Origin of the sequence: Shewanella sp. 10N.261.52.F9, assembly GCF_041471165.1 — a bacterium.
GTDB lineage: Bacteria > Pseudomonadota > Gammaproteobacteria > Enterobacterales > Shewanellaceae > Shewanella > Shewanella marinintestina.
The window spans coordinates 81068-103577 of the sequence record NZ_JBFRNX010000024.1; the positions used below are offsets into that span (position 1 = coordinate 81068).

14 protein-coding genes are annotated in these 22510 nt (G+C 44.0%); 10 read left to right on the forward strand and 4 right to left on the reverse strand.

Going from position 1 to position 22510, the window contains the following annotated elements; translation table 11 throughout:
* The first annotated feature begins 112 nt into the window (after positions 1-112).
* The 10 genes from hrpA to AB4298_RS16650 all read left to right on the forward strand — a co-directional run bounded on the left by hrpA (position 113) and on the right by AB4298_RS16650 (position 12002).
* Positions 113-3994 (forward strand): ATP-dependent RNA helicase HrpA, encoded by a 3882-nt coding sequence (hrpA, locus tag AB4298_RS16605; RefSeq protein WP_371987548.1) that lies wholly within the window; start codon positions 113-115, stop codon positions 3992-3994.
* 343 nt (positions 3995-4337) lie between these two features.
* Positions 4338-4925, forward strand: a complete 588-nt coding sequence (locus AB4298_RS16610) for a NapC/NirT family cytochrome c (RefSeq protein WP_371987550.1) — start codon at positions 4338-4340, stop codon at positions 4923-4925.
* Positions 4926-5379: 454 nt separating this feature from the next.
* The gene (locus AB4298_RS16615; protein WP_012155661.1) at positions 5380-5538 is read left to right on the forward strand and encodes a periplasmic nitrate reductase, NapE protein; all 159 of its coding nucleotides are present in this window, start codon (positions 5380-5382) and stop codon (positions 5536-5538) included.
* A 40-nt stretch (positions 5539-5578) separates the two neighbouring features.
* A complete protein-coding gene (locus tag AB4298_RS16620; protein WP_248470539.1) occupies positions 5579-5836 on the forward strand; it encodes a chaperone NapD in 258 nt (85 codons plus the stop codon).
* Between the two features lie 2 nt (positions 5837-5838).
* Complete coding sequence (napA, locus tag AB4298_RS16625) at positions 5839-8328, forward strand: nitrate reductase catalytic subunit NapA (RefSeq protein WP_371987628.1); 2490 nt, start codon at positions 5839-5841, stop codon at positions 8326-8328.
* A 10-nt stretch (positions 8329-8338) separates the two neighbouring features.
* Complete coding sequence (locus AB4298_RS16630) at positions 8339-8827, forward strand: nitrate reductase cytochrome c-type subunit (RefSeq protein ID WP_371987551.1); 489 nt, start codon at positions 8339-8341, stop codon at positions 8825-8827.
* 8 nt (positions 8828-8835) lie between these two features.
* Positions 8836-9435: a cytochrome c3 family protein gene (locus AB4298_RS16635; protein WP_248997374.1), complete on the forward strand. Its 600-nt coding sequence runs from the start codon at positions 8836-8838 to the stop codon at positions 9433-9435.
* Positions 9436-9572: 137 nt separating this feature from the next.
* Complete coding sequence (locus AB4298_RS16640) at positions 9573-9950, forward strand: hypothetical protein (protein ID WP_371987553.1); 378 nt, start codon at positions 9573-9575, stop codon at positions 9948-9950.
* Positions 9887-11263 carry an ABC transporter substrate-binding protein gene (locus tag AB4298_RS16645; RefSeq protein WP_371987554.1) on the forward strand — a complete coding sequence of 459 codons (1377 nt, stop codon included), beginning with the start codon at positions 9887-9889 and terminating at the stop codon, positions 11261-11263. Before AB4298_RS16640 ends, AB4298_RS16645 begins: the two co-directional genes overlap by 64 nt.
* On the forward strand, positions 11250-12002 hold the full coding sequence (locus AB4298_RS16650) for a substrate-binding periplasmic protein (protein WP_371987555.1): 753 nt from the start codon (positions 11250-11252) through the stop codon (positions 12000-12002). The genes AB4298_RS16645 and AB4298_RS16650 overlap by 14 nt, the downstream gene beginning before the upstream one ends.
* A 2-nt stretch (positions 12003-12004) precedes the next feature.
* On the opposite strand, the gene AB4298_RS16655 is transcribed toward AB4298_RS16650, so the two are convergent.
* The 4 genes from AB4298_RS16655 to recC form a co-directional block, all read right to left on the reverse strand.
* Positions 12005-13006: a D-alanine--D-alanine ligase gene (locus AB4298_RS16655; RefSeq protein ID WP_371987556.1), complete on the reverse strand. Its 1002-nt coding sequence runs from the start codon at positions 13004-13006 to the stop codon at positions 12005-12007.
* Between the two features lie 168 nt (positions 13007-13174).
* On the reverse strand, positions 13175-15160 hold the full coding sequence (gene recD, locus AB4298_RS16660) for an exodeoxyribonuclease V subunit alpha (protein ID WP_371987557.1): 1986 nt from the start codon (positions 15158-15160) through the stop codon (positions 13175-13177).
* Positions 15157-18807, reverse strand: a complete 3651-nt coding sequence (recB, locus tag AB4298_RS16665; RefSeq protein ID WP_371987629.1) for an exodeoxyribonuclease V subunit beta — start codon at positions 18805-18807, stop codon at positions 15157-15159. Before recB ends, recD begins: the two co-directional genes overlap by 4 nt.
* Before the next feature lie 17 nt (positions 18808-18824).
* The gene (recC, locus tag AB4298_RS16670) at positions 18825-22478 is read right to left on the reverse strand and encodes an exodeoxyribonuclease V subunit gamma (RefSeq protein WP_371987558.1); all 3654 of its coding nucleotides are present in this window, start codon (positions 22476-22478) and stop codon (positions 18825-18827) included.
* Positions 22479-22510: the final 32 nt, after the last annotated feature.

The following is a 22510-nucleotide window of genomic DNA, read 5'->3' on the forward strand; positions in this document are numbered from 1 at the left end:
TTAAATTACCGATAACCTAGAGATAGAGGTAAAGTATTTTAAGTCAGCTATACCAACCGTCAGCGTTCCTTGCTAGGATCACTTTCTTTCGTCTTGGCTATGGAATTTGCACTTGAGTTCGCAACAGCATCCTTTATCTAACGCATTCTTAAAACACTGTTATGAAGCTGACGCTGCCTATATTAGGCGTCGTCTGTTTAGGCTTCGAAAAGAGCCTGACTCAGACAAGAAAACCGCCACGCTTGAAAAACTTGAAACTGTCGCGCTTGAGTCACGTAAAAAAGTGGAGCAGCGTTTAGCGAACCGCCCAAGTATTACTTATCCAGACAGCCTACCTGTATCGCAAAAACGCGATGAGATTGCAGCCGCCATTGCTAACAATCAAGTGGTGATTGTTGCCGGTGAAACCGGCTCAGGTAAAACCACACAGTTACCCAAGATCTGTTTAGAGCTAGGCTTAGGTACACGTGGACTGATTGGTCATACTCAGCCACGCCGCCTAGCTGCAAGAAGTGTTGCAACGCGTATTGCTGAAGAGATGAACACACCATTAGGTGAAGCCGTGGGCTTTAAAGTTCGTTTTGCTGACGCCATTAACGATACCTCATACATCAAATTGATGACCGATGGTATTTTATTGGCTGAGTTGACTAATGATAAATATCTCAATCAATACGACACTATCATTATCGATGAAGCGCATGAGCGCAGTCTTAACATCGATTTCATTTTGGGTTATCTGAAAAACGTATTGAGCAAGCGTCCGGATCTTAAAGTGATTATTACCTCGGCAACCATTGATGTTGACCGTTTTTCAAAACACTTTAATAACGCGCCTGTGATAGAAGTGTCAGGCCGTACTTATCCGGTTGAAACTCGCTACCGCCCATTAGTGCAAGACAAAGATGACGATCTTGATTTGATTGATGGCATTTTTGCTGCGACCGATGAGCTGATGCAAGAAGGCCTAGGCGACATTCTCATCTTTATGAATGGTGAGCGCGAAATTCGTGATGTGGCTGAGCAGCTAAATCGTCGTAATTATCGTGACACCGAGATCTTACCTTTATACGCGCGTTTATCTTATGGCGAGCAATCAAAAGTATTTAAGAGCCATGTCGGTCGTCGCATTGTATTAGCGACAAACGTTGCCGAAACTTCATTGACGGTACCTGGTATTCGCTACGTTATTGACCCAGGTACTGCACGTATAAGCCGCTACAGTTACCGCACTAAAGTACAGCGTTTACCGATTGAGCCGATTTCTCAGGCAAGTGCTAACCAGCGTCAAGGCCGTTGTGGCCGTGTCGCGCCGGGTATTTGTATTCGTCTATATAGCGAAGATGATTTTGTTTCGCGTCCAGGCTTTACCGATCCAGAGATTTTACGCACTAACTTAGCCTCAGTTATTCTAAAAATGCTATCGATTGGCTTAGGCGATATTGAAGGCTTCCCGTTTATTCAGCCGCCTGATTCGCGTTACATTCGTGACGGTTTTATGCTGCTAGAAGAGTTACAAGCGGTAGTGAAAAAGAAGGGCAGACTCGACTTAACTCAGCTTGGTCGTCAGTTAGCGCATATTCCGGTGGATCCTCGTTTAGCGCGTATGGTGATAGAAGCTCAGCAAAACGGTTGCTTACATGAAGCTTTAGTGATCACTGCGGGTCTATCTATTCAAGATCCTCGTGAACGTCCAATGGACAAGAAGCAAGCAGCCGATCAGGCACATAATCGATATAGCGATAAAGATTCAGACTTTGTTTCTTGGTTACACCTGTGGGATCACATTAAACAAAGCCAGAAAGAGCTGTCGAGTAGCCAGTTTAGAAAGCAATGTAAGGCGGAGTTCCTAGCGTATCTACGGGTGCGCGAATGGCAAGACTTGTACACCCAGCTAAGGCAAGCGACCCATGAGCTTAAGTGGAAGCTTAACTCGCCAAGCGATGAGCTTGATTATGAAGGCTTGCATCGCTCGTTATTAACCGGTCTATTAAGCCATATCGGTTTTAAAGATAAAGATAACGAGTATCTTGGCGCTCGTAACCGTAAGTTCTTTGTGTTCCCGGGCTCCCCTCTAGCTAAAAAAGGTCCTAAATGGATCATGGCGGCAGAGATGACGGAAACATCGCGTTTATTTGCCCGTTGCTGCGCCAAAATCCAACCTGAATGGGTTGAGCCGCTAGCGGCGCATCTAGTGAAAAAGAATTACGTAGAGCCACACTTTGAATCAAAACAAGGCTCGGTGGTAGCACTTGAAAACCAAGTACTGTATGGCTTACAAATTGTTAATCGCCGCAAAGTACAATATGGTCCAGTTGAGCCCGTCGAAGCGCGTGAAATCTTTATTCGCTCAGCTCTGGCTGATGGTGAGTTACGTACTAACGAAGCCTTCTTTATTAACAACCAGAAGCTATTGCTCGACATTGAATCACTTGAACATAAGTCGCGCCGCCGCGATATCTTGGTTGATGAACAAGCCTTATATGCGTTTTATGAGCCGAAGATCCCTGATGGTATATATAACGCACCAAAGTTTTTAAAATGGTGGAAAGCGGCTAAAAAGTCCACGCCTGATCTATTAGATTTTGAGCGTGAAAGCTTGATGCAGCGCAGTAGCGAGCATATTTCAGCACTAGATTTCCCCGAGAAATGGCACAAAGGCAACTTGGTGCTTAAAGTCAGTTATCATTTTGAGCCATCGCTGCCTGATGACGGCGTATCTGTGCATATTCCGGTCGCGCTGATTAACCAGATTGATGAAAGTGATTTTGACTGGATAGTGGCGGGCTTGCGTGAAGAAAAGTGTATTGCACTCATCAAGTCATTACCAAAAGCACTGCGCCGTAATTTTGTGCCTGCACCAGATTATGCCAAAGCCTGTTTACAGGCGATGACACCGTTTGAGTTACCTTTAATCGATGCCATGTGCAAACAGCTGTTGCGTATGAGCGGAACACGGATTTTACCAGAAGATTTTGATACTTCTCAGCTAGCCAAGCATCTTTTAGTTAACTTTAAGATCGAAGGTGACAAGGGGAAATTACTTGCAGAAGGGCGCGAGTTAGAGCCATTAAAGGCGAGTATGCAAGGCCAAGTCGTGCAGGCTATTCGCAGCGTTGCTGACTCAGGTATTGAGAAAAAAGGGCTAGAGCAATGGACCTTTGGCGATTTACCTAAACAGTTTGAGCAAAAGAAGGGCAACTTCGAAGTTAAAGCGTTTCCTGCGCTGGTGGATGATAAAACCAGCGTGTCGATCAAATTATTTGATGATGAATTTGAAGCGCAAAAGCAGCATCGTATTGGTCTACAGCGTTTGCTATTACTGAACATTCCATCGCCGGTAAAACATTTGCAAAAGTCACTGCCAAACAAGGCAAAGCTTGCGATGTATTTTAATCCTTTTGGTCAGGTGAATATCTTAATTGATGACATTCTATCTGCGGCAGTGCAGCAGCTACTGGATGAGAAGGGCATTGATGTTCGCTCAGAAAGCGCCTTTACTGAAGCTAAAGATTGGGTGAGACAAGAGCTTAACCCTACGGCCGAAAAGATTGCCTTAAAAGTCGAAGAGATTTTGACGATTTACAATCGTACTAAAAAACGCCTTAAGGGAAAAATTAGCTTAGATATTGCGTTTGCGATGAGTGATATTCAAAGCCAGTTAGACCAATTAGTGTTTAAAGGCTTTGTTGAGCAGTCTGGTTGGCAACGTCTTGGTGATTTGAACCGTTACCTAAAAGGCATTGAAAACCGCTTAGAGAAGCTACCTGTTGACCCTAACCGCGACCGCATTCATATGCTGAGTGTTAATAAGGTACAAGAGCTGCTTAAAGCGCAAATGGCGAACTTGCCTAAGTCACAACCTGTGCCAGATGCTTTGATTGAAGCTAGATGGATGATTGAAGAGTATCGAGTGTCCTGTTTTGCCCAGGTGCTAGGTACGGCTTATCCAATCTCAGAAAAGCGTATTCTGAATCAAATCGCGCAAGTGTAATTCGCTTTATTGTTTACAGATGAAGCGCACCTTTTTAGGTGCGCTTTTTTGTATCTAAAAAATCATATCTCGTGTTCATTGTCTCTTTGCTTTCAGTCTCTTTCCTGCACGTTCTCAAACAGTGATCTTTAAAGAAATTAAAAGTGATCTAATCCTTATCGTTCGAGGTAGTAATTAATAGGTTTAGATTAAATGTTGAGCAGGTAGGCTAGCTTGAACATATACTGATTAAGTGTTCTAAGGGGGTGGAACGTTTAAAGGTTTATGATTTTAAACAGTATTTTTAACAGACTGTAATCCGCCTTTGCTGCAAAACAATGTTTGACGACAAAAAGGAATTACTATGGCGAAGCTAAAAGTCTTTCTCAATAAAATATGGCAAGTGCTTAAAAAACCAAGCGTTCATTATAGCTTAGGCTTTTTAGTGATAGGGGGCTTTGTCGCTGGGGTTATCTTTTGGGGGGCGTTTAATACGGCGTTAGAGCTTTCGAGTACCGAAGAGTTTTGCAGCAGTTGTCATCAAAATGTTTATCAAGAGATGGAGCCAACCATCCATTTCTCTAATCGTAGTGGCGTTCGTGCCACTTGCCATGACTGTCATGTTCCGCATAAGTGGACCGATAAAATCGCCCGAAAAATGCAAGCGTCAAAAGAGGTTTGGGCCTATCTAGTAGGTACCATTGATACGCCTGAGAAGTTTGAAGCCCATCGTAAAGAGATGGCGCAGCGAGAATGGACACGATTAAAAGCCAACAACTCACTCGAATGCCGTAACTGTCACGAATTCGATTATATGGATTTCACTCGTCAATCAGATCGCGCAGCCAAAATGCATTCCACCTTTTTAGAAAGCGGTGAAAAAACCTGTATCGATTGCCATAAGGGTATCGCACATCAACTTCCAGATATGCAAGGCGTCGAGGGCTGGTGAGCAAAAATCGAAAGCTATTATCGTCTTCTTGCTCATTCGCCTAACTTAATAATCACTTCACAGGTCAAAAATTGAGCAGCCTTAAAATAAGCTTAATACCTCTTGGTGAATATTTTGTTAAAAAACACCCTCTAGTGATTGATGTTTAACCATGTATCACCCATTGTTTAGTGTGTTGTGAATAGCTTAATTAATGGTATTTACTAACTTTTAATCGTTCAATTCGTTTGGAAAGGTGTTTGAGTACACTAATTGGTTCTAAACGATGATCTGGATCAACATGGGTATGCTTTTACCGAATTGTGGGTATACAGATGATTGTTAAGTTATTGATATCATTTTTTAGCAGGAAGTAGACAGTTAACACTAGGTTGCAATACGCAGTTAATTAGGTCTCTTTACCATCAACTCACAATAAGAATCATGTTAGACAGCCCCACTTGTTGGAGGATTTATGAGTTCCACACCAAATGATGAGAAAAAACTAGAGTTTAGAATATTCATTTTCCTAACCGTGTTTCTCGCGCCACTTTTATCCGTTTTGCTTGTATCAGGCTTGGGTTTTGCAATTTGGTTTAGCCAAATTCTAACCGGGCCGCCAGGTGCAGGTTAAACCTATAAAAACAAAAATATAAATAAACAGAGTGATACAGATGAGCAATGAACTTCACGTAACAAGCTTGGTACTCCAAGTGCAGCCAGAACAGATGTCCGAGGTAAGGCAAGCCATTATCAAAATGGAAAATGCCGATCTCTCGGTTAACAACGAAGTGAAATTGGTCGTGGTGCTAGAAGGCGCAAGCCAGAAATCACTAATGACAGATATTGAAACGATAAACGCCATCCCCGGTGTGTTGTCGGCTGCAATGGTTTATCACCAAAGTGAAGTGCTTGAAGAGGGTGAACAATGAAAATGAACAGACGCGAATTTATGAAAGCTAACGCCGCATTAACCGCAGCGAGCGTAGCTGGTTTAGCTCTACCCGCAACCGCGAGTAATCTAATCACGAGTTCTGAAGAAACAAAACTAGAATGGAATAAAGCGCCGTGCCGTTTTTGTGGTACGGGTTGCTCGGTGATTGTTGCCACGCGAGATGGCAAAGTGGTAGCGACTCACGGTGATGCTGAAAGTGAAGTGAACCGTGGATTAAATTGTATTAAAGGTTATTTTCTGTCAAAAATCATGTACGCCAAGGACAGATTACAAACGCCCTTGCTGCGTATGACCAATGGCAAATATGACAAAAATGGTGAGTTTACGCCGATCTCTTGGGACACGGCTTTTGACGCCATGGCGGATAAATGGAAAAAAACCATTAAAGAAAAAGGCCCGACTGCAGTAGGTATGTTTGGCTCTGGTCAGTGGACGGTTTGGGAAGGTTACGCCGCTTCTAAACTGATGAAAGCGGGCTTTGGCTCAAACAATATTGACCCTAATGCACGCCATTGTATGGCATCTGCTGTGGGGGGCTTTATGCGTACCTTTGGTATCGATGAGCCTATGGGGTGTTATGATGATATGGAAGCTGCCGACGCCTTTGTACTTTGGGGCTCTAATATGGCAGAGATGCACCCGATTTTATGGAGCCGGGTTACCGACCGCCGCTTAAGCGCACCACATGTCAAAGTATCAGTGTTATCAACCTTTGAGCATAGATCATTTGATCTTGCAGACTTAGGGATTGTGTTTACCCCACAAACCGATTTGGCTATGCTGAACTTCATTGCCAACTACATTATTCAAAATGATAAAGTAAACTGGGATTTTGTTAACAAGCACGTTAACTTCCGTAAAGGTGAAACCGATATTGGTTATGGCCTGCGTCCATCACATCCACTGCAAAAAGCTGCTAAAAATGTCAAAACCGCAGGTGATTCTACGCCAATAGATTTTGAAGCCTTTAAAGAGTTTGTAGCAGATTACGACGTTAAGTCGGTAAGTGAACTTTCTGGGGTACCAGAGCATAAACTGATTGAGTTAGCTGAGCTTTATGCCGACCCTGATAGAAAAGTCACGTCATTCTGGACCATGGGCTTTAACCAGCACACTCGTGGCGTTTGGTGTAATAACCTGATTTATAATATCCATCTGCTAACGGGTAAGATCTCTACGCCTGGTAACAGTCCATTCTCACTTACTGGGCAACCATCAGCATGTGGTACCGCGCGTGAAGTGGGTACTTTCTCTCATCGCTTACCGGCCGATTTAGTGGTAAATAACCCGAAGCACAGAGCGATTGCTGAGAAAATTTGGCGCATTCCAAGTGGCATTATTCCTCCAAAACCTGGTTATCATGCTGTTGAGCAAAACCGCCGTTTGAAAGATGGCGACTTGAACATGTACTGGGTGCAAGTCAATAACAACATGCAGGCTGGCCCAAACATTAATGAGGAAGGTTTACCGGGCTACCGTAACCCTGAAAACTTTATCGTTGTCTCAGATGCTTATCCAACAGTAACAACTCAAGCTGCAGACATGATTTTACCGTCAGCGATGTGGGTTGAGAAAGAGGGCGCATATGGTAATGCAGAGCGCCGTACCCAGTTTTGGCATCAAATGGTCAAAGCACCAGGAGAGTCTCGCTCAGATCTGTGGCAGTTAATGGAGTTCTCTAAGCGTTTTACAACCGATGAGGTTTGGCCTGCTGATGTACTGGCTGCAAATCCTGAATTTAAAGGTAAGACATTATTTGAAGTGCTCTACCAGAATGGCAATGTTGAAAAGTTCCCATTGTCTGACACCGATAGCAAGTACATGAATGATGAAGCTAAAGATTTTGGTTTCTATGTGCAAAAAGGCTTGTTTGAAGAATATGCCACATTTGGTCGTGGCCATGGTCATGACTTAGCACCATTTGATACCTACCATGAAGTGCATGGTCTGCGCTGGCCAGTGGTCAATGGTAAAGAAACCAAATGGCGCTTTAGAGAAGGCAGCGATCCGTATGTGAAGGCGGGTAAAGGTTTCGAATTTTACGGAAAACCTGACGGTAAAGCGGTTATTTTTGCTCTGCCTTATGAGCATGCTGCTGAATCGCCTGATGAAGAGTTTGATATTTGGTTATCGACAGGACGCGTACTAGAGCATTGGCATTCAGGCTCAATGACGCAGCGTGTACCAGAGCTTTATAAAGCGTTTCCTGATGCGGTGTGTTTTATGCACCCAGATGATGCTAAAAAACGTGGCCTGCGCCGTGGTGATGAAGTACGTGTTATTTCCCGTCGAGGTGAAATTAAAACCCGTGTTGAAACCAGAGGTCGTAATAAGCCACCAGTCGGTCTTGTTTTTGTGCCTTGGTTTGACGCCAGTCAGTTGATTAACAAAGTGACCCTAGATGCGACGGATCCTTTGTCAAAACAAACTGACTTTAAAAAGTGCGCCGTTAAAATCGTTAAGGCATAGGAGCAATATCATGAAAACATTACTACGTGTATCCGCTGCTGCCTTGATGGCCATCTCGCTAAGTAGCGCATTTAGTGTATCGGCAGACGGGATCCCCGCCGATAAAATCGCAACGCTGCGTGAAGCGCCGCTTAATATTGAGCCGACTCCGCCGGTCATGCAAAAGGTGATCAACTCCGATGTAAAAGAGGTGCGTAATTACCCAATGCAGCCACCCGTTATTCCGCACAAGATTGATGGCTATCAGCTTAACCTTAACGTTAATAAGTGTATGTCTTGCCATGCTCGTACTCGAACGGGTGACTCGCAAGCGCCGATGGTGAGTGTGACTCACTATATGGACCGTGAGAATAACTTTTTGGCAACGCTGTCACCAAGACGCTATTTCTGTACCCAGTGCCATGTACCGCAGTTAGACGCTAAATTATTAGTGCCTAATGAGTTTGTCGATATGGATACACTAATAAAAGCTGACGTTAAGAAAGAAGCTAAGCACTAGGAGCGGTTATGATTGCGAAATTACTCGCTACCCTTAAGAAAGTCTGGGCAGTACTCAGAAAGCCAAGTGTGCACTATAGCTTAGGTTTTCTAACACTCGGTGGCTTTATTGCTGGGGTAATTTTTTGGGGGGGCTTTAATACGGCGTTATCAGTATCCAATACCGAAGCGTTTTGTATTAGCTGTCATGAGATGGAAAATAACGTGTATCAAGAGCTTCAATCTACCATCCACTTTACTAACCGAAGTGGTGTGAGAGCGACGTGTCCTGATTGTCACGTACCACACAATTGGACCGATAAAATAGCCCGTAAGATGCAAGCTTCAAAAGAAGTTTGGGGCAAGCTTTTTGGTACCATTAATACTCGAGAAAAGTTTGAAGCAAAACGCTTAGAACTTGCCGAGCATGAGTGGGCGCGTTTAAAGGCTAACGATTCATTGGAATGTCGAAACTGTCATAACTTTGATTACATGGACTTTACGCGTCAGTCTCAACGAGCTTCAAATATGCACTCAACGTCATTGGCTAGTGGTGAAAAGACCTGTATTGATTGTCATAAAGGAATTGCACATCAACTTCCCGATATGAAAGGAGTAGAAGGCTGGTAAGCCTTAATTTTGAGTCAAATTAGAAGCCAGTGCAAAATTGCACTGGCTTTTTTGTTTTTATCGTATACGTTATCCTAGCGTGTCCAGTAGCCGCTATAGCCTATTTAGCGGGGAAATCACTATCAGGGAGAAGGTGGGTGGCTAAACAGTGTAAGTTGCGTATGAGCATAATCTGTTTGTTAATGTTTGTAGGCTCAAGCCGTACAGCCATAGGCGAGGGTAACGCAATAGACTGGATAACGAATGAATTCCAACCATCGACCTTGACCAAAGCTCAGCAACAGCAAGAGCTGCAATGGTTTATTGATGCGGCAAAACCCTATCAACATCTGACCATTAGGGTGACATCTGAGCGTATTGCTACCCACATTTATGAATCTGAAGTTTTAGCTAAATCACTGGGATTAAAGTTATCCATGAAGTTACTGGCGAAGATGATGTATTGCATAAAATGTCGATTCAAAATCGTACCAAACAAAATTTATATGACGCATACATTAGTGATAGTGATTTAATTGGTACTCACTTTAGACAAAGCTATGTTGTGCCCATAAGTGATTTCATTGCTGGAGCTGGTAAAAAGGTTACCTTACCAACCCTCGATTTAGATGATTTTATTGGTTTAAAATTTACAACTAGCCCAGATGGAAAACTGTATCAATTACCGGATCAGCAGTTTGTTAATTTGTACTGGTATCGTCAAGATTGGTTTCAACGTCCTGAATTAAAGCAATTATTTAAAAACCTATATGGCTATGAACTTGGGGTGCCCCAGAATTGGCAAGCTTATGAAGATATCGCAGAGTTTTTTAGTGAAAAAGTTCAAGTAATTGATGGTGAGCGGATCTACGGCCATATGGATTATGCTAAAACCCACCCGTCATTAGGCTGGCGTCTTTCAGATGCGTGGTTATCAATGGCGGGAGTTGGCGATACTGGGTTACCCAATGGCTCGCCAGTGGATGAGTGGGGGATCCGTGTTGAAGACTGTCGACCTGTTGGTGTCAGTACTGCAAGAGGCGGCGCATTAAACAGTCCTGCTGCAGTATATGCGGTAGAGAAATATGTCGATTGGCTTAAATATGCGCCTAAGAGCGCTAAAGATCTTTATTTTTCACAGTCTCTTGCATGGGCAGCCAAAGGTGTTATTGCCCAACAGATCTTTTGGTATAGCGCTGATATCGAAAATTTTACTAAGCCTGGTTCAGTGATTGTTAATCATGACGGCACACCTAAATGGCGAGTTGCACCGTCGCCAGTGGGGAAATACTGGCAACAGGGCATGAAGTCGGGTTATCAAGATACAGGGGCTTGGACATTTTTGGCTTCAACACCGCTTGAACGGCGACAGGCTGCGTGGCTATATGCCCAATTTGTAGTGTCTAAAACAGTCAGTTTGAAGAAATTACTTAAAAGTTATACTCCAGTTAGATTGTCAGATCTGAGATCTGCGGAAGTTACAGCCAAAGCCCCTTATTTGGGAGGATTGATTGAGTTTTATCGAAGTAAAGGAAGAGATATATGGACGCCAACAGGTAATAATGTGCCTGATTACCCTGGTATGTCAGTTTATTGGTGGCGCTATCTTTCGATGGTTGTTGAAGGAAAAAATAGTGCCCAACAAGCCTTAGATGAAATGGCTGAAGAGGTGGATGCTCATTTAGCTAAAATCGAGGTGTCATCAACTGGATCGTGTAGCCCAAAGTTAAATCCGCGTATTGATAAAGAGTTATGGCTACAGAAAACTGGCGCTCCTAAGCCGCTCATGAATTTGCCTGTTCGAGGCCGTACCTTGTCTTATGAGGAGGCTATCCGTGTGTGGCAATAATTGGCTAAAAGTTTGTTTTGCACTGCTAGCTTTTATAGGTTTTGCTAATGCAGATGATAGCAAGGTTGAGACAATAACCCTGCAAGTCTTAACCTATGATTCTCCGCCCTTTGCCTATGTGGAACAAGGGCTGCAGAAGGGAATGCTTGTAGAATTAGTCGCAGAATTGTTTAGTCGGGCCAAAGTCGATTATCAATTAAGTTTTGTGCCGTTAAAGCGGGCACTTCTGACTGTCCGTAAGAGTGAACATTATTGTGTTACTCCTATTGAGCGCAGCCAAGAGCGCGAAGCTGATTATCAATGGATTAGCCCGATGTTGATCTCTCGCTACGGTTTATATAGCGCAGAGGGGCAAAGGGTATCGTTAACCAGTCTTAGCGATGCAAAATCATTAGCCATAGGTTCTTATTTAGGAAGCGGGATTGCCGAGTACTTAATAGAGCTTGGCTATAATGTTGAACTGGCCTCAAATGGGCAGCAAAATATAAGAAAGCTGCAATATAACCGAATAGACTTAATGGCGTCAGAGATCATGAGCGCTAGGGAGAATATGGATTTATATCAAGTTGAGTTAGGAAAACCAGAGCTTATATTTTATACCTCTATTAGAGCCATGGCGTGTAATATTGATCTTGAGCCTAGATTAAAAAGCCACCTAGATAGTACCCTAATAGGGATGTACCAAGATGGCTTTATCGCAGCGTTATATTTGCGTTACGGCGTCAGTGTTGAACAATAGGTTTATTTAAGCTGTTCTAAAATATTGCTCGATAAGTACTGGGCAAAGTTATGACCGTGGTTTTGCAGCATTTTAGGGAACATTGAAATATGCGTTTGCCCAGGGAAAGTATTAATTTCATTAAGCAAAATTTCATTTTCGTCAGTTAAAAAGAAGTCGATTCTTGATAAATGGCGTAGTTTCATGCCTTTAAATGCCTTAATGGCATACTCTTGGATCTGCTGGCCAATTAAGTCATCGACATCGGCTTCAATGACTGTCTGTGCTTGGCTATTTTCAGCATACTTTTCATCAAAGCTATAGAAAGTATTGCTAGCACAAACAATCTCACCCGGTTTAGTGGCAACAATTTCGCCGTTAACTTCATAGGTCGCAACTTCAAGTTCACGGGCGTTAATGGTTTTTTCTACCACAACGTAAGGTGAGTACTTAAAGGCTTCTTCAAGTGAAGTCGCTAATTGCTCAAGTGTATCAACGCGGTAACAGCCGACTGATGAGCCCTGTGATGCCGCTTTAATAAAGATTGAGCCCCATTTTTCTAACGCTTGTTCAGTTTGCTTAATGGCATCATTGTTAAATTCATTTAAGAAAATATATGGCGTATTGGGGATCCCAAGGGCGCTAAACCACATTTTAGCGGTAACTTTATTGAAGCAGTTACTGCTGGCCTCAGATTCACAGCCAAAGTACGGCAGATTGATAAGCTCAAAGTAAGATTGAATATCACCGGTTTCACCCGGGTAGCCGTGCATACAGGGGATCACGTAATCCACATCCCAAGCGGTTTTGCTTTGGTCTGCAAAGCGAATTTGTCTGCTATTGGTTAGCTCACACAGTTCGCCTGTTTGAGTGTGATATTGGCCTTGGGCATTAAGCTCAACGCGTAGCACATTGAAATGGGATAACGTGGCTAATTGGGCTTCAAAAAAATTGGCTGATAAGAGTGAGATGCTGTGTTCATCACCACCACCACCGCACAATAGTAATATATTCTTTTGGGTCATTTTCTCTCCAGCAGTTGCCCATAATAAAAGTCAGCTGAATCACTATGGCGTAATCGCCTTTTAATGCAAGTAATCCATGTTGCTTATGGCTTAAATGCTGCTTTTATATTCGAGTCGATTAAGCATTTTACGCTTAGTTTACATTACAGTCTGAAATCAAATCTTTCACTATGCATCACGCCAGAGTCGCTGGGCTAAGCCAGATGCCCGTTGGGTCAAACAGGTACTGGCGTGTTCAAAAACTTTTTGGCTACCCAGACAAGTAAAGTGATGCTTAGCTCGGGTAATCGCAGTATAGATTAACTCTTTGGAGAGTAATTGCTGCTGAGCCACACTGGGTCTTATTGGCAGTACAAGCGATACATGGCTGAACTCACTACCTTGGCTTTTATGTACTGTCATGGCGTAACAAGTCTCATGGCTGGGAAGTCTTGCTGGCAGCACTTTTAGCAAGCTGCCGTCAGCTTGGATAAAGTGCGCCATTAATCGTCCGCTTTGGCTTTGAGGATCCGGGAGGATAAGCCCAATATCACCATTGAATAAGCCGAGGTTATAGTCGTTACTTTGAATAATAATTGGCCGACCGGCGTAAAACTCTTGCTCGGGTTTAATTAAGCCACTAGCGGCTAGGGCTGAGGTAACGCTTTGGTTTATCCCGTCAACACCATACTCGCCAGCGCGCATCGCACATAAAATCCGGTATTGGTTAAAGCTATTGATAACGGCTTCAGCATCAAGGCTTCCTTGGGAGACAGCTTGATTAACCGCAGTTAGATAAATGCCATACTGCTCAACAGATTGAGCTAACAGGCTTTCAAGCCCAGCATTGCTTGAAGCGTGACTTTGTTGGTTGAGCAGGCTGTGTTCTATCCAGCGCAGTTCTTGATAGCCATGTTGCCAAACTTTGGCGACACGCGGCAAATTCGACTGATTGACAGCCAAAGCTAATTGGCCAATCCCTGCATCGCCTTGAAAACGATGACTGTGCATTAGCATACATAAGCTGTCACCAATTTTCGGGTTAGGGTGGGTAAATTCGGCGAGGGTGCTATTAGCTAATTGACTGAGTTTTTCAGCCTGAGTCTGCGAATAGCGCATCTGCCAGCGGCTTTGAGCTGTTGTTTTTGATATCTGTTTTAAACCTGCACAGATGTCGGCAAGGACGGCACCTGCTTCTACAGAAGCTAACTGATCTTGATCGCCAAGTAATATCAAGCTGGCATGCTCAGGTAGCGCCGATAATACCTTGTGCATCATCGGCAAATCGACCATAGAGGCTTCATCAATGACTAATAAATCTAGACGTAAAGGGTTATCTTTATGGTGTCTAAACTGATGTGAGTTAGGAATAACGCCCAACAAGCGATGCAGGGTGGCGGCATCTTCTGGCACTTTGCCGATGTTTTCGTCTAAATCCGCAATATTGGCTTGTGCCAGTTCACTGGCTAGGCGTTGCTTGGAGGCTTTTATTGACTCACTTAATCTTGCCGCGGCTTTACCGGTTGGCGCAACTAATCGTATGGTGAGATCTTGGCCTGAACAGAGTAAATACAGCAGTTTTGTTACCGTTGTGGTTTTACCTGTGCCCGGACCGCCGGTGATCACCGCGAGCTTTTTAGTCATTGCAGTAGCCGTGGCTATTTTTTGCCAATCGTATTGCTGCTCGGAAGGCGGGAAAAGCTTGCCTAATAGTTCACTTGCCGCCTCAATATCGGTTAACTGAGAGGCTGCATATTGCTCTGCAAAAGACAAACGTTTAAGCGAGTCTGCGACTTCAGTTTCATATTGATAATAGCGCTGTAGGTATAGATTACCTTTATCAAGAATTAGCGGCGTCAGTGCGCCATCTTCTGGCGTACTTATGGCATCAAAGTTCAGCAATGCTTGCTCTAGCGATAAAGGGTCGAGCTCTATTTGGCATTGGCTCGATTGCTCTTTAAATGGATTCGTAAAATCAATCTGTCTAAGTGGCAAACAAGTGTGTTGACTCGACAAGTACTGGCTTACTAGTGCGCATATCAGCGTAAATAAAGGCGATGATTCTCCATGTAGTTTGCTCATTTCGAGGGCAAAGTGTCTATCTAGGGAGGTCATTAACCGAGCTTGTTGCCACTCTTTTAGTAACTCGTTTATTGATTTAGTTGCGGCGATCATTTTGCCTCCACTGATGCAGTATTGCTAAATAAAGCATCGAGCTTCTCAATAAGTAATTTGGGTGGTTTGTCGTAGTAGATTCCTGATTGTGGGCTAGATTGCGACATGCCACGTAAAAAGAGGTAGAAACTGCCACCAATGTGCTGCTCGTAATCATAGTTAGCCATACGTAATGACAAATACCTATGCAGCGCTAAGGTATAGATAATGTATTGCAGATCATAGCGGTGAGAGCGGATCGCTTGCTGCATATTATTAAAATGATATAAATTTAGATCATCGCCTAAATGATTAGACTTATAATCGGCGATAAAGAATTGATTATTGTGCTCAAATGTCAAATCCACAAAGCCCTTTAACATCCCTTTTAACTCATCAAAAGCCAGTCCTGCGCTGTAGCCAAATTCACTTAGCAATTGATTCAGTTTTTCAGCATTGAGTGCGTCAATTGGTAGGTAAAACTCCATTTCAACCAATTTTTGTTGATTGCTAAGTTGCGCTAAAGTTAACGACCCATCCGTTGCCAAAGGTGCATGCAGCAGATCCATGTACCAATCTTTAAGCACTTCAGTCCAGCTTTCATCTATGCCGTATTTAAGCATAGCAACAGGAAGCTGTTCATTGAGATCGCTGTCGGCATTAGTAAAATCAATAAGCTCTAATACAAGATGCATAAAACTACCGGCGTTAGCGCCGCGCTCAAACGTAAAGCGTGAGGGTGTGTCATCGACTTCATCGGTGATGACATCTACTTCAGGAAACACTTCATCGTCAGCACCGGGCAGTACTTTTTCATGAGCAACATGTTTGACTAAGCCGGAATAGCTGCCGACACGCCAAGGTGTCAGGTGAGGGCGATTAAGAGACTTAGGCGCAAAGTGTGTTGGTGCGCTATCGCAAGTTTCAAGTAGGCGTATTTCAGCATCTGCAAGATTGCCGCTACCTGCAGGGGCTAATTCATGTAGGCTCATTGCAACGGGGCAAGTTTGTTGTAAACGTTTAGCCTGCGTGAGCAGTCTGTCGTATTCACAGGCCTTGTCTTCAATCCCTAACAGGTAACCAATAGCGGTTTCGTGCAGTTGACTGGTCATGCCCGATTTTTTGGTAAACCGGCTATGATTGGCGATATACAAATAGCACTTAAGCACTGGGCGAGTGAGCGCAACATATAACAAACGCAGATCTTCGGCTAAGGTTTCACGCTTTTGTCGCTCCCAACCTTCATCTGTTTGTTCAATATCCCAAATCAACTGATTGTTGTCGTGATACAGCATTGGTGATGGCTTTTTACGATTATCTCGGCTTAGGCTCACAAAGGGGATGAAGCAAATTGGGTACTCCAAACCTTTACTTTTGTGAATGGTGACAATTTGTACTAGGTTTTGCTCGCTCTCAATGCGTAGCTGCGCATCTTCACTAGGCTGGTTTTCAATAAGCGCTTGCTCAAACCAGTTGATGAGTGCGCTCATACCATCAAGCTCGGTGGCTTTTTGCTGCAGTAATTCGCCTAAATGCCTGAAGTCGGTTAAGCGTCGCTCGCCATCACTATCGCTAAGCAAACGTTCAATAATTTGGGTTTGGCTAGCAAGGGTAAGCAGCGCTGGCATAATGCCGCGTCTTACCCAAACTTGATTTAGCTCGGCAAATTGCTCAAGTAAGGCTTGGCGTTTATCTTCATCTTGGTTGAACTGATGAATCGCTTCGGCGCTATAGCCAAGTAGAGAGGTTGCAAGGGCGCTGCGCAGGGCGCGCTCATCTTTAGGGTCGCTAATTGCATAAAGCACTAAAGCCAGTTCACGTGCTTCTAAGGTATTAAACACGCTATCACGACTTAAAAATACCGCACCGACTTGGCGCTGATTTAAAGCTGACTTGATGACATTGGCTTCATGGCGGTCTCTTACCAGTACCGCAATGTCTTTGGCCTTTAAAGGCGAGCTGCCAATTAAACATTGGTTTTGCTGCGCATCGCTGAGCAGTGAGGTGATCTCATCGGCCACATCGTTTGCTAATAGCTGGCGAGCAGTGGTTTTATTGAGACCTTTCTCTGCTTCTTCACTCAAAACTCTTATACGTAACGCGCTGTCGTCAGCTTTTTGTTCGGTTAACACTTTGCTGTTTGCAAAGCTTGAGGCTTTTACCGATTCAAAAGGGATCGACTCGCTGATAAAGGGATCATCTTTTTGGCTAAAAATACCATTAACAGCATCAACCATCTGCTTATTGGAGCGATAGTTAGTATCGAGATTATAGTGTTTAGCGGTTTGCTCGCGGGCATGGATATAAGTATGAATATCAGCGCCGCGAAATGCATAAATAGCCTGCTTAGGATCGCCAATCATTAATAAACTGAGTTTATCTTTTGCCTTTCCTGCTTCTGTATCAACATCAGCACCGGCTTGATAAATAGTGTTAAAAATCTCAAACTGCAGTGGGTCGGTGTCTTGGAATTCATCAATTAATGCAACCGGAAAACGCTGACTAATACTGCTTGCTAGCCCGTGCTCTTGGGATGTTTTTAATGCCCCTGCAAGGGTGAGTAACAGATCATCTGGCGTGAGCAAGTTGCGCTCGAGCTTTTGCGCGGCAAAGCGCTTGGAGATCCCGTCTCTGGCACAATATAAAAAGCTTGGTATGAGGCTAGTAATTAACTCGGCAAGGCGCTCCATATGCGCAAGTTCAGGTGCTTCTTGCGCCGTTGGGATTTGGCCACCCTTGTTTAACTTTAAATTATTAAGCGATAACGCGTCGAGCACTTTAGCGGGCGGTAAGCCTTGACCAAAGGTTGCCCAGTTATCAAGGGCGTCAAGCATGACAGCAAGCTTTGGATAACCATCAGCTTGTTTACCAAAACGCGCACCATTAAGTGGCAGTGAATGCAGTAACGTTTCGGTTTGTTCACGAGCAGTAGGCCAACTTAGCTTAAAGCGATTTAGACTTTCATTAAGGTTGACTTCAAGTTTGTCAAAAGCCTCTGGTGCAGGTTTAGCAATAGCGCTGCTAGCACCGAGTATGGGTCTAAGCTGACGTGATAGCGCATCTGGGTCGCTAAATTTTGCCTGTATAACATCGGCTAAGCTGCCGCTAAGTGGATAGCATTTTTCGCGCCAGAAATCGCGCACCGCATGATGCAAAAATTCACTATCATCTAAGGTAAATTCTGATTCAAACAATAGCGATGATTCAAAGGCCATATCAGCCAAAATACGCTGACAAAAACCGTGAATGGTATAAATTGCCGCTTCATCGAGTGACTTTAGCGCCAAATCTAAGCGTTTTCTTGCCAGCGGTAAATTGTCTTCTGCGGTTGCTTCATATAGCGCATTGATCAAATCATCGTTTACTTCTAAGCCAATAAAACGGCGATACGCGAGCTGAATTTTTTTACGGATACGATCTCTTAGCTCACCCGTAGCAGCGTTGGTAAAAGTTACTACCAAAATTTGCTCACAGGTAAGCGGTGACTCAATTCCGTGACCTAGCAATAAACGCACGTATAAACCAGCAATGGTAAAGGTTTTACCTGTACCCGCACTGGCCTCAATTAATCGACTGCCGCCAAAAGGTAAGGTGAGGGTGTCGAGAGGCTCAGTAACGATAGTTGCTGCTGTGCTTGTGCTATCGGCCATATTGATATCAGTCGTCATAGATTGTTGTTGGCTCATTACTTTACCTCGCCTAAATCTGCAGTATTGACGCCAGCTTCTACAAAGTTGGCTAACTCACTTAACCTGTCTTTATGATAAAGGCTGATTAACGGCGCTAATAATTGATTGGCAATATCGCCAAAGTTATCTTCGGTAAAGTCATCGGGGAAACTAAACAAACGTTGAAAATGCGGCTCTAGGCCTTCACCTAACTGGCTTTGCTCATCGAGCCATTGAGATTGAGCTTCAATTAGCTTTTGCCAATGAGAACCCTCTGCCTCTACATAGGCTAGGGCAGTGCGCGGCATAAACATAATCGGATGCATCTGTCCTTGTTGGAAATAGCTCAACCACTGGCTTAACTGGTTTTTTGCCTGCTCTGCTGTAATAGGAGCGAATGCATAAAAATGACCGATATCAAGCAAATAGCTGGTAATTGGCAGAGCATTAGCGCTTGCTTGTTTGGCATTAGAATCAGTTTGCTGCATGGCACATAAACATAAATGACGTAAATACACGCGAATTAAATCACGGCCATTGGCTGTGCCTGGGCGATAATTGACTAAGCCTTTAGCGCTTAAGTCATCAATGCGGCCGACGAGTTTAAGATCTAACTGCTCAAAGTGTAAGTCGATATCCACCGAATGAGATTTATCGCCTTTTAAGTATAAGCTTCGGCCAATCAGCGGTTTAATATCATGCAAATATTGATTGAGCAATAAGTCATCAAATGGCTTTAACGGCAAGTTGCCTTGCGCCTTTAGCCGTTCTAATAGCTCAAGGTTTGGTTTTTCGATGCCGCTATCAATTGCGCTATCGAGCAGTACTGCCTGTAACTTATAACGCTCTAATGCATTTAAGCTAAATGGCTCATCGTTATCATCCGCTTGGATTGATAAGCTAAGATCCACTTTTAGAGTACGGTTAAAAAAGTACTGCGCTGGGTTTCTGAAAAAACGGATTAAGGCCGACACTTCTAGCTCTGGCACGTTTACAGCGGTATTGGCTTCGCTATTGCTATCGTCAGTAAAAGGCAATATCTGGCTATTGGCATCGATAAAGCGTTTGTAGTGATTGTTTGAATCATCTAATCGTTTCGCTTCACTAACAACGGCAGGGCACCACTGGGCTGCATAGCTTTGCTGAATATGGTTAGAGTCAGCTTCAGTTTCCGCTGCTTGATAAAGCCTGCCATCAAAAGGCTGCAGAGGCTGCTTAATAATAAGGTGCTCACGGATCTGCTTTTCAATCGCATCAACTAAATTGGGCTCAATCTGCTCATCATGTAAATGCTGCTCAAGAGATTGCGGCAGATACACTAGCTGACAATATTCGATAAGTTCTGATACCAACATTGACGGGATACGCTCAGAGTCATCGCGCTCACTATTACCGATAAAGCTGATGTATAGCTGCTCTCGAGCCGATAGAATCGCCTCTAAAAATAGGTATCTATCATCTAGACGGCGCGAGCGGTCACCTTTTCTTGGTCCCATTTGTGCTACGAGATCAAAACCAACCGGGTGCTGAACTCTTGGGTAGACGCCATCATTCATCCCCAGCAGACAAACTAGCTTAAATGGGATTGAACGCATAGGCATTAAGGTACAAAAGTTAACGCTACCCGCAAGGTAACGCTGGCCAACACGAGATTCAGATAGGCGACTGTTAAACCAGTTTTGTAATACTTCAATGGTTAATGGTGTTGTATGGCCCGCTTCAGTGAGTTCTTCATTGAGCTTAACAATAGCGTCGCGGATCTCTTGTTGCTGCACACGCTCATCATCGTCAACCTCATAAAAATCATCGAGGATGCTTTCAAGTTGTGCCATGCGCTGCTCAAGATCAGACACTTCTGCTAACGCTTGTTGTACTTCATCGAGGGCCTCGATGAAATCAAGTAACTTACCAAGCGCTTGAGCGGTTTGGCCTTCAACGCCATTGACCGACAAACTGTGTTGGTATATCGGTGCATCATCACTAAAGCTATAACCTAAGATCAGCCTTTTAATACCAAAGGCCCAGGAGTTTTGCTCAAATGCCGGTAGTTGATATTCGGTGCGGCTGGTTTCATCACGGCCCCAACGAACGCCAGCTTGCTCTAACCAGCGCTTAATTACCGCGAGGCTTTCATCATCAAGTTCAAAACGGCGTAGCACTGCTGGCACTTCAAGAATACTTAAAATATCAGTAAGGCCAAAGCGGCTTTGATTGATTTTTAACAGGTGCAAAAAGCTGGATATAAGCGGTGATTCTTGAGCTGCACCGCGATCGGCAATGGCATAAGGAATATAATGACTGCCTTGTTTAGCGCCAAAAACCGCATCAATGTAGGGTGCGTAGGCAGCTACATCTGGCATCATGATCACGATATCTTTAGGAGACAGCGCAGCTTGTTCAGCTGTTTCTGGCCGCGATAGCATTTCAAGTAAATGATCATGTAAGGTTTCAACTTCACGCAGCGGGCTATGACAGCTTCTTACGGTAATTGAGTTATCAGATGGCTCAATTACACGGCGGCCATCTAAGCTTAAATAAAGCGCAGCATCTGGGCCAAGACTTTGGCCGCGGGTGCTAAGCTCTAAAATATCGTATTGCACCCCGCTTAACATGCTATTTGGGCTTGGCTCTTGATAGCAATCGAAGTTGAAAGCGGTATGTTCTTCTGGCAACTCTAGTAATAAGTCGAGCAGTTCACGACCCATTTTACCGTTATTGGCTAGCAACGGGTTGCCCACTTCAAGCTTATCTTCCCATTCTAGCTCCAGTTTATTTTTGTCTGCATATTGCAGCGCCATACGCGCGCGTAGTCGAGGATCGACAATATCGCCCCAGTAATGCTGACACGGGCTCAAATTCAGCATGACAACGTCGATTCGTTTAGCCAAATAGTGCAATACATCTAATGTTTGTGGCGCCATTGATGAAATACCAAATACAAATAGACGTCTTGGTAAGGCATCTAAGTTAGTGGTGGGATCGTCTAGGGCATCAAACAGCGCTTGATGTAAATTGGCACGGTGATATTGGCTTTTTTGTAGCGTATTGGCATTAAAATCGATTAACGCACGCCACAGGATTGGCTGCCATGCTTGCGCTGGACTGAGTCTATCGCCTTTGGGCGGCAGGGTTGGCTCATTAGCTTCCCAGGCTGTAATCCAGTCTGGGCGGTAAACCAAGTATTGGTCAAAAATATCGGCGATTTGGCCGCAAAGCTGATAAAGCTTTAATGGATTTTGCGCGGTTTCTTGGTCGCCTATAGCGTGTGTTTGGTTATCGAGTGCTGCGCTGCTTGAAATCTCCGTTTCTGTATTACCGTTATTAAGGTAATTTGCCAGCGGTAAAAAGTCTTCCCGATCAATCAGTGTTGGCAACAGCTCCATTAGCTTCCATGTCATGGCCGCTTTAGTAAATGCGTTCTCTTTTGGTACGTCATCGAGCAAGGTGTGGCAAAGTTGCCAGATAAAGCTTGAAGGTAGTGGGAACTCAAGTCCTGCAGCAATGTTATTTTGTCTGGCAATTTCTAAACGTAACCAAGTAGACATGCCTGGACTTTGTACCAAAATATGCTCTGGCATTAACAAAGGCGTATTAGGCAAAGGGGTACGAAGCTCGGTTGCTAAAAGCGCAGACAATGCTTCCATTTGGTTTGATTGCACTAGATATAACATGGCGGTCCTTTAACAAGCATGCAGTCGAAAAA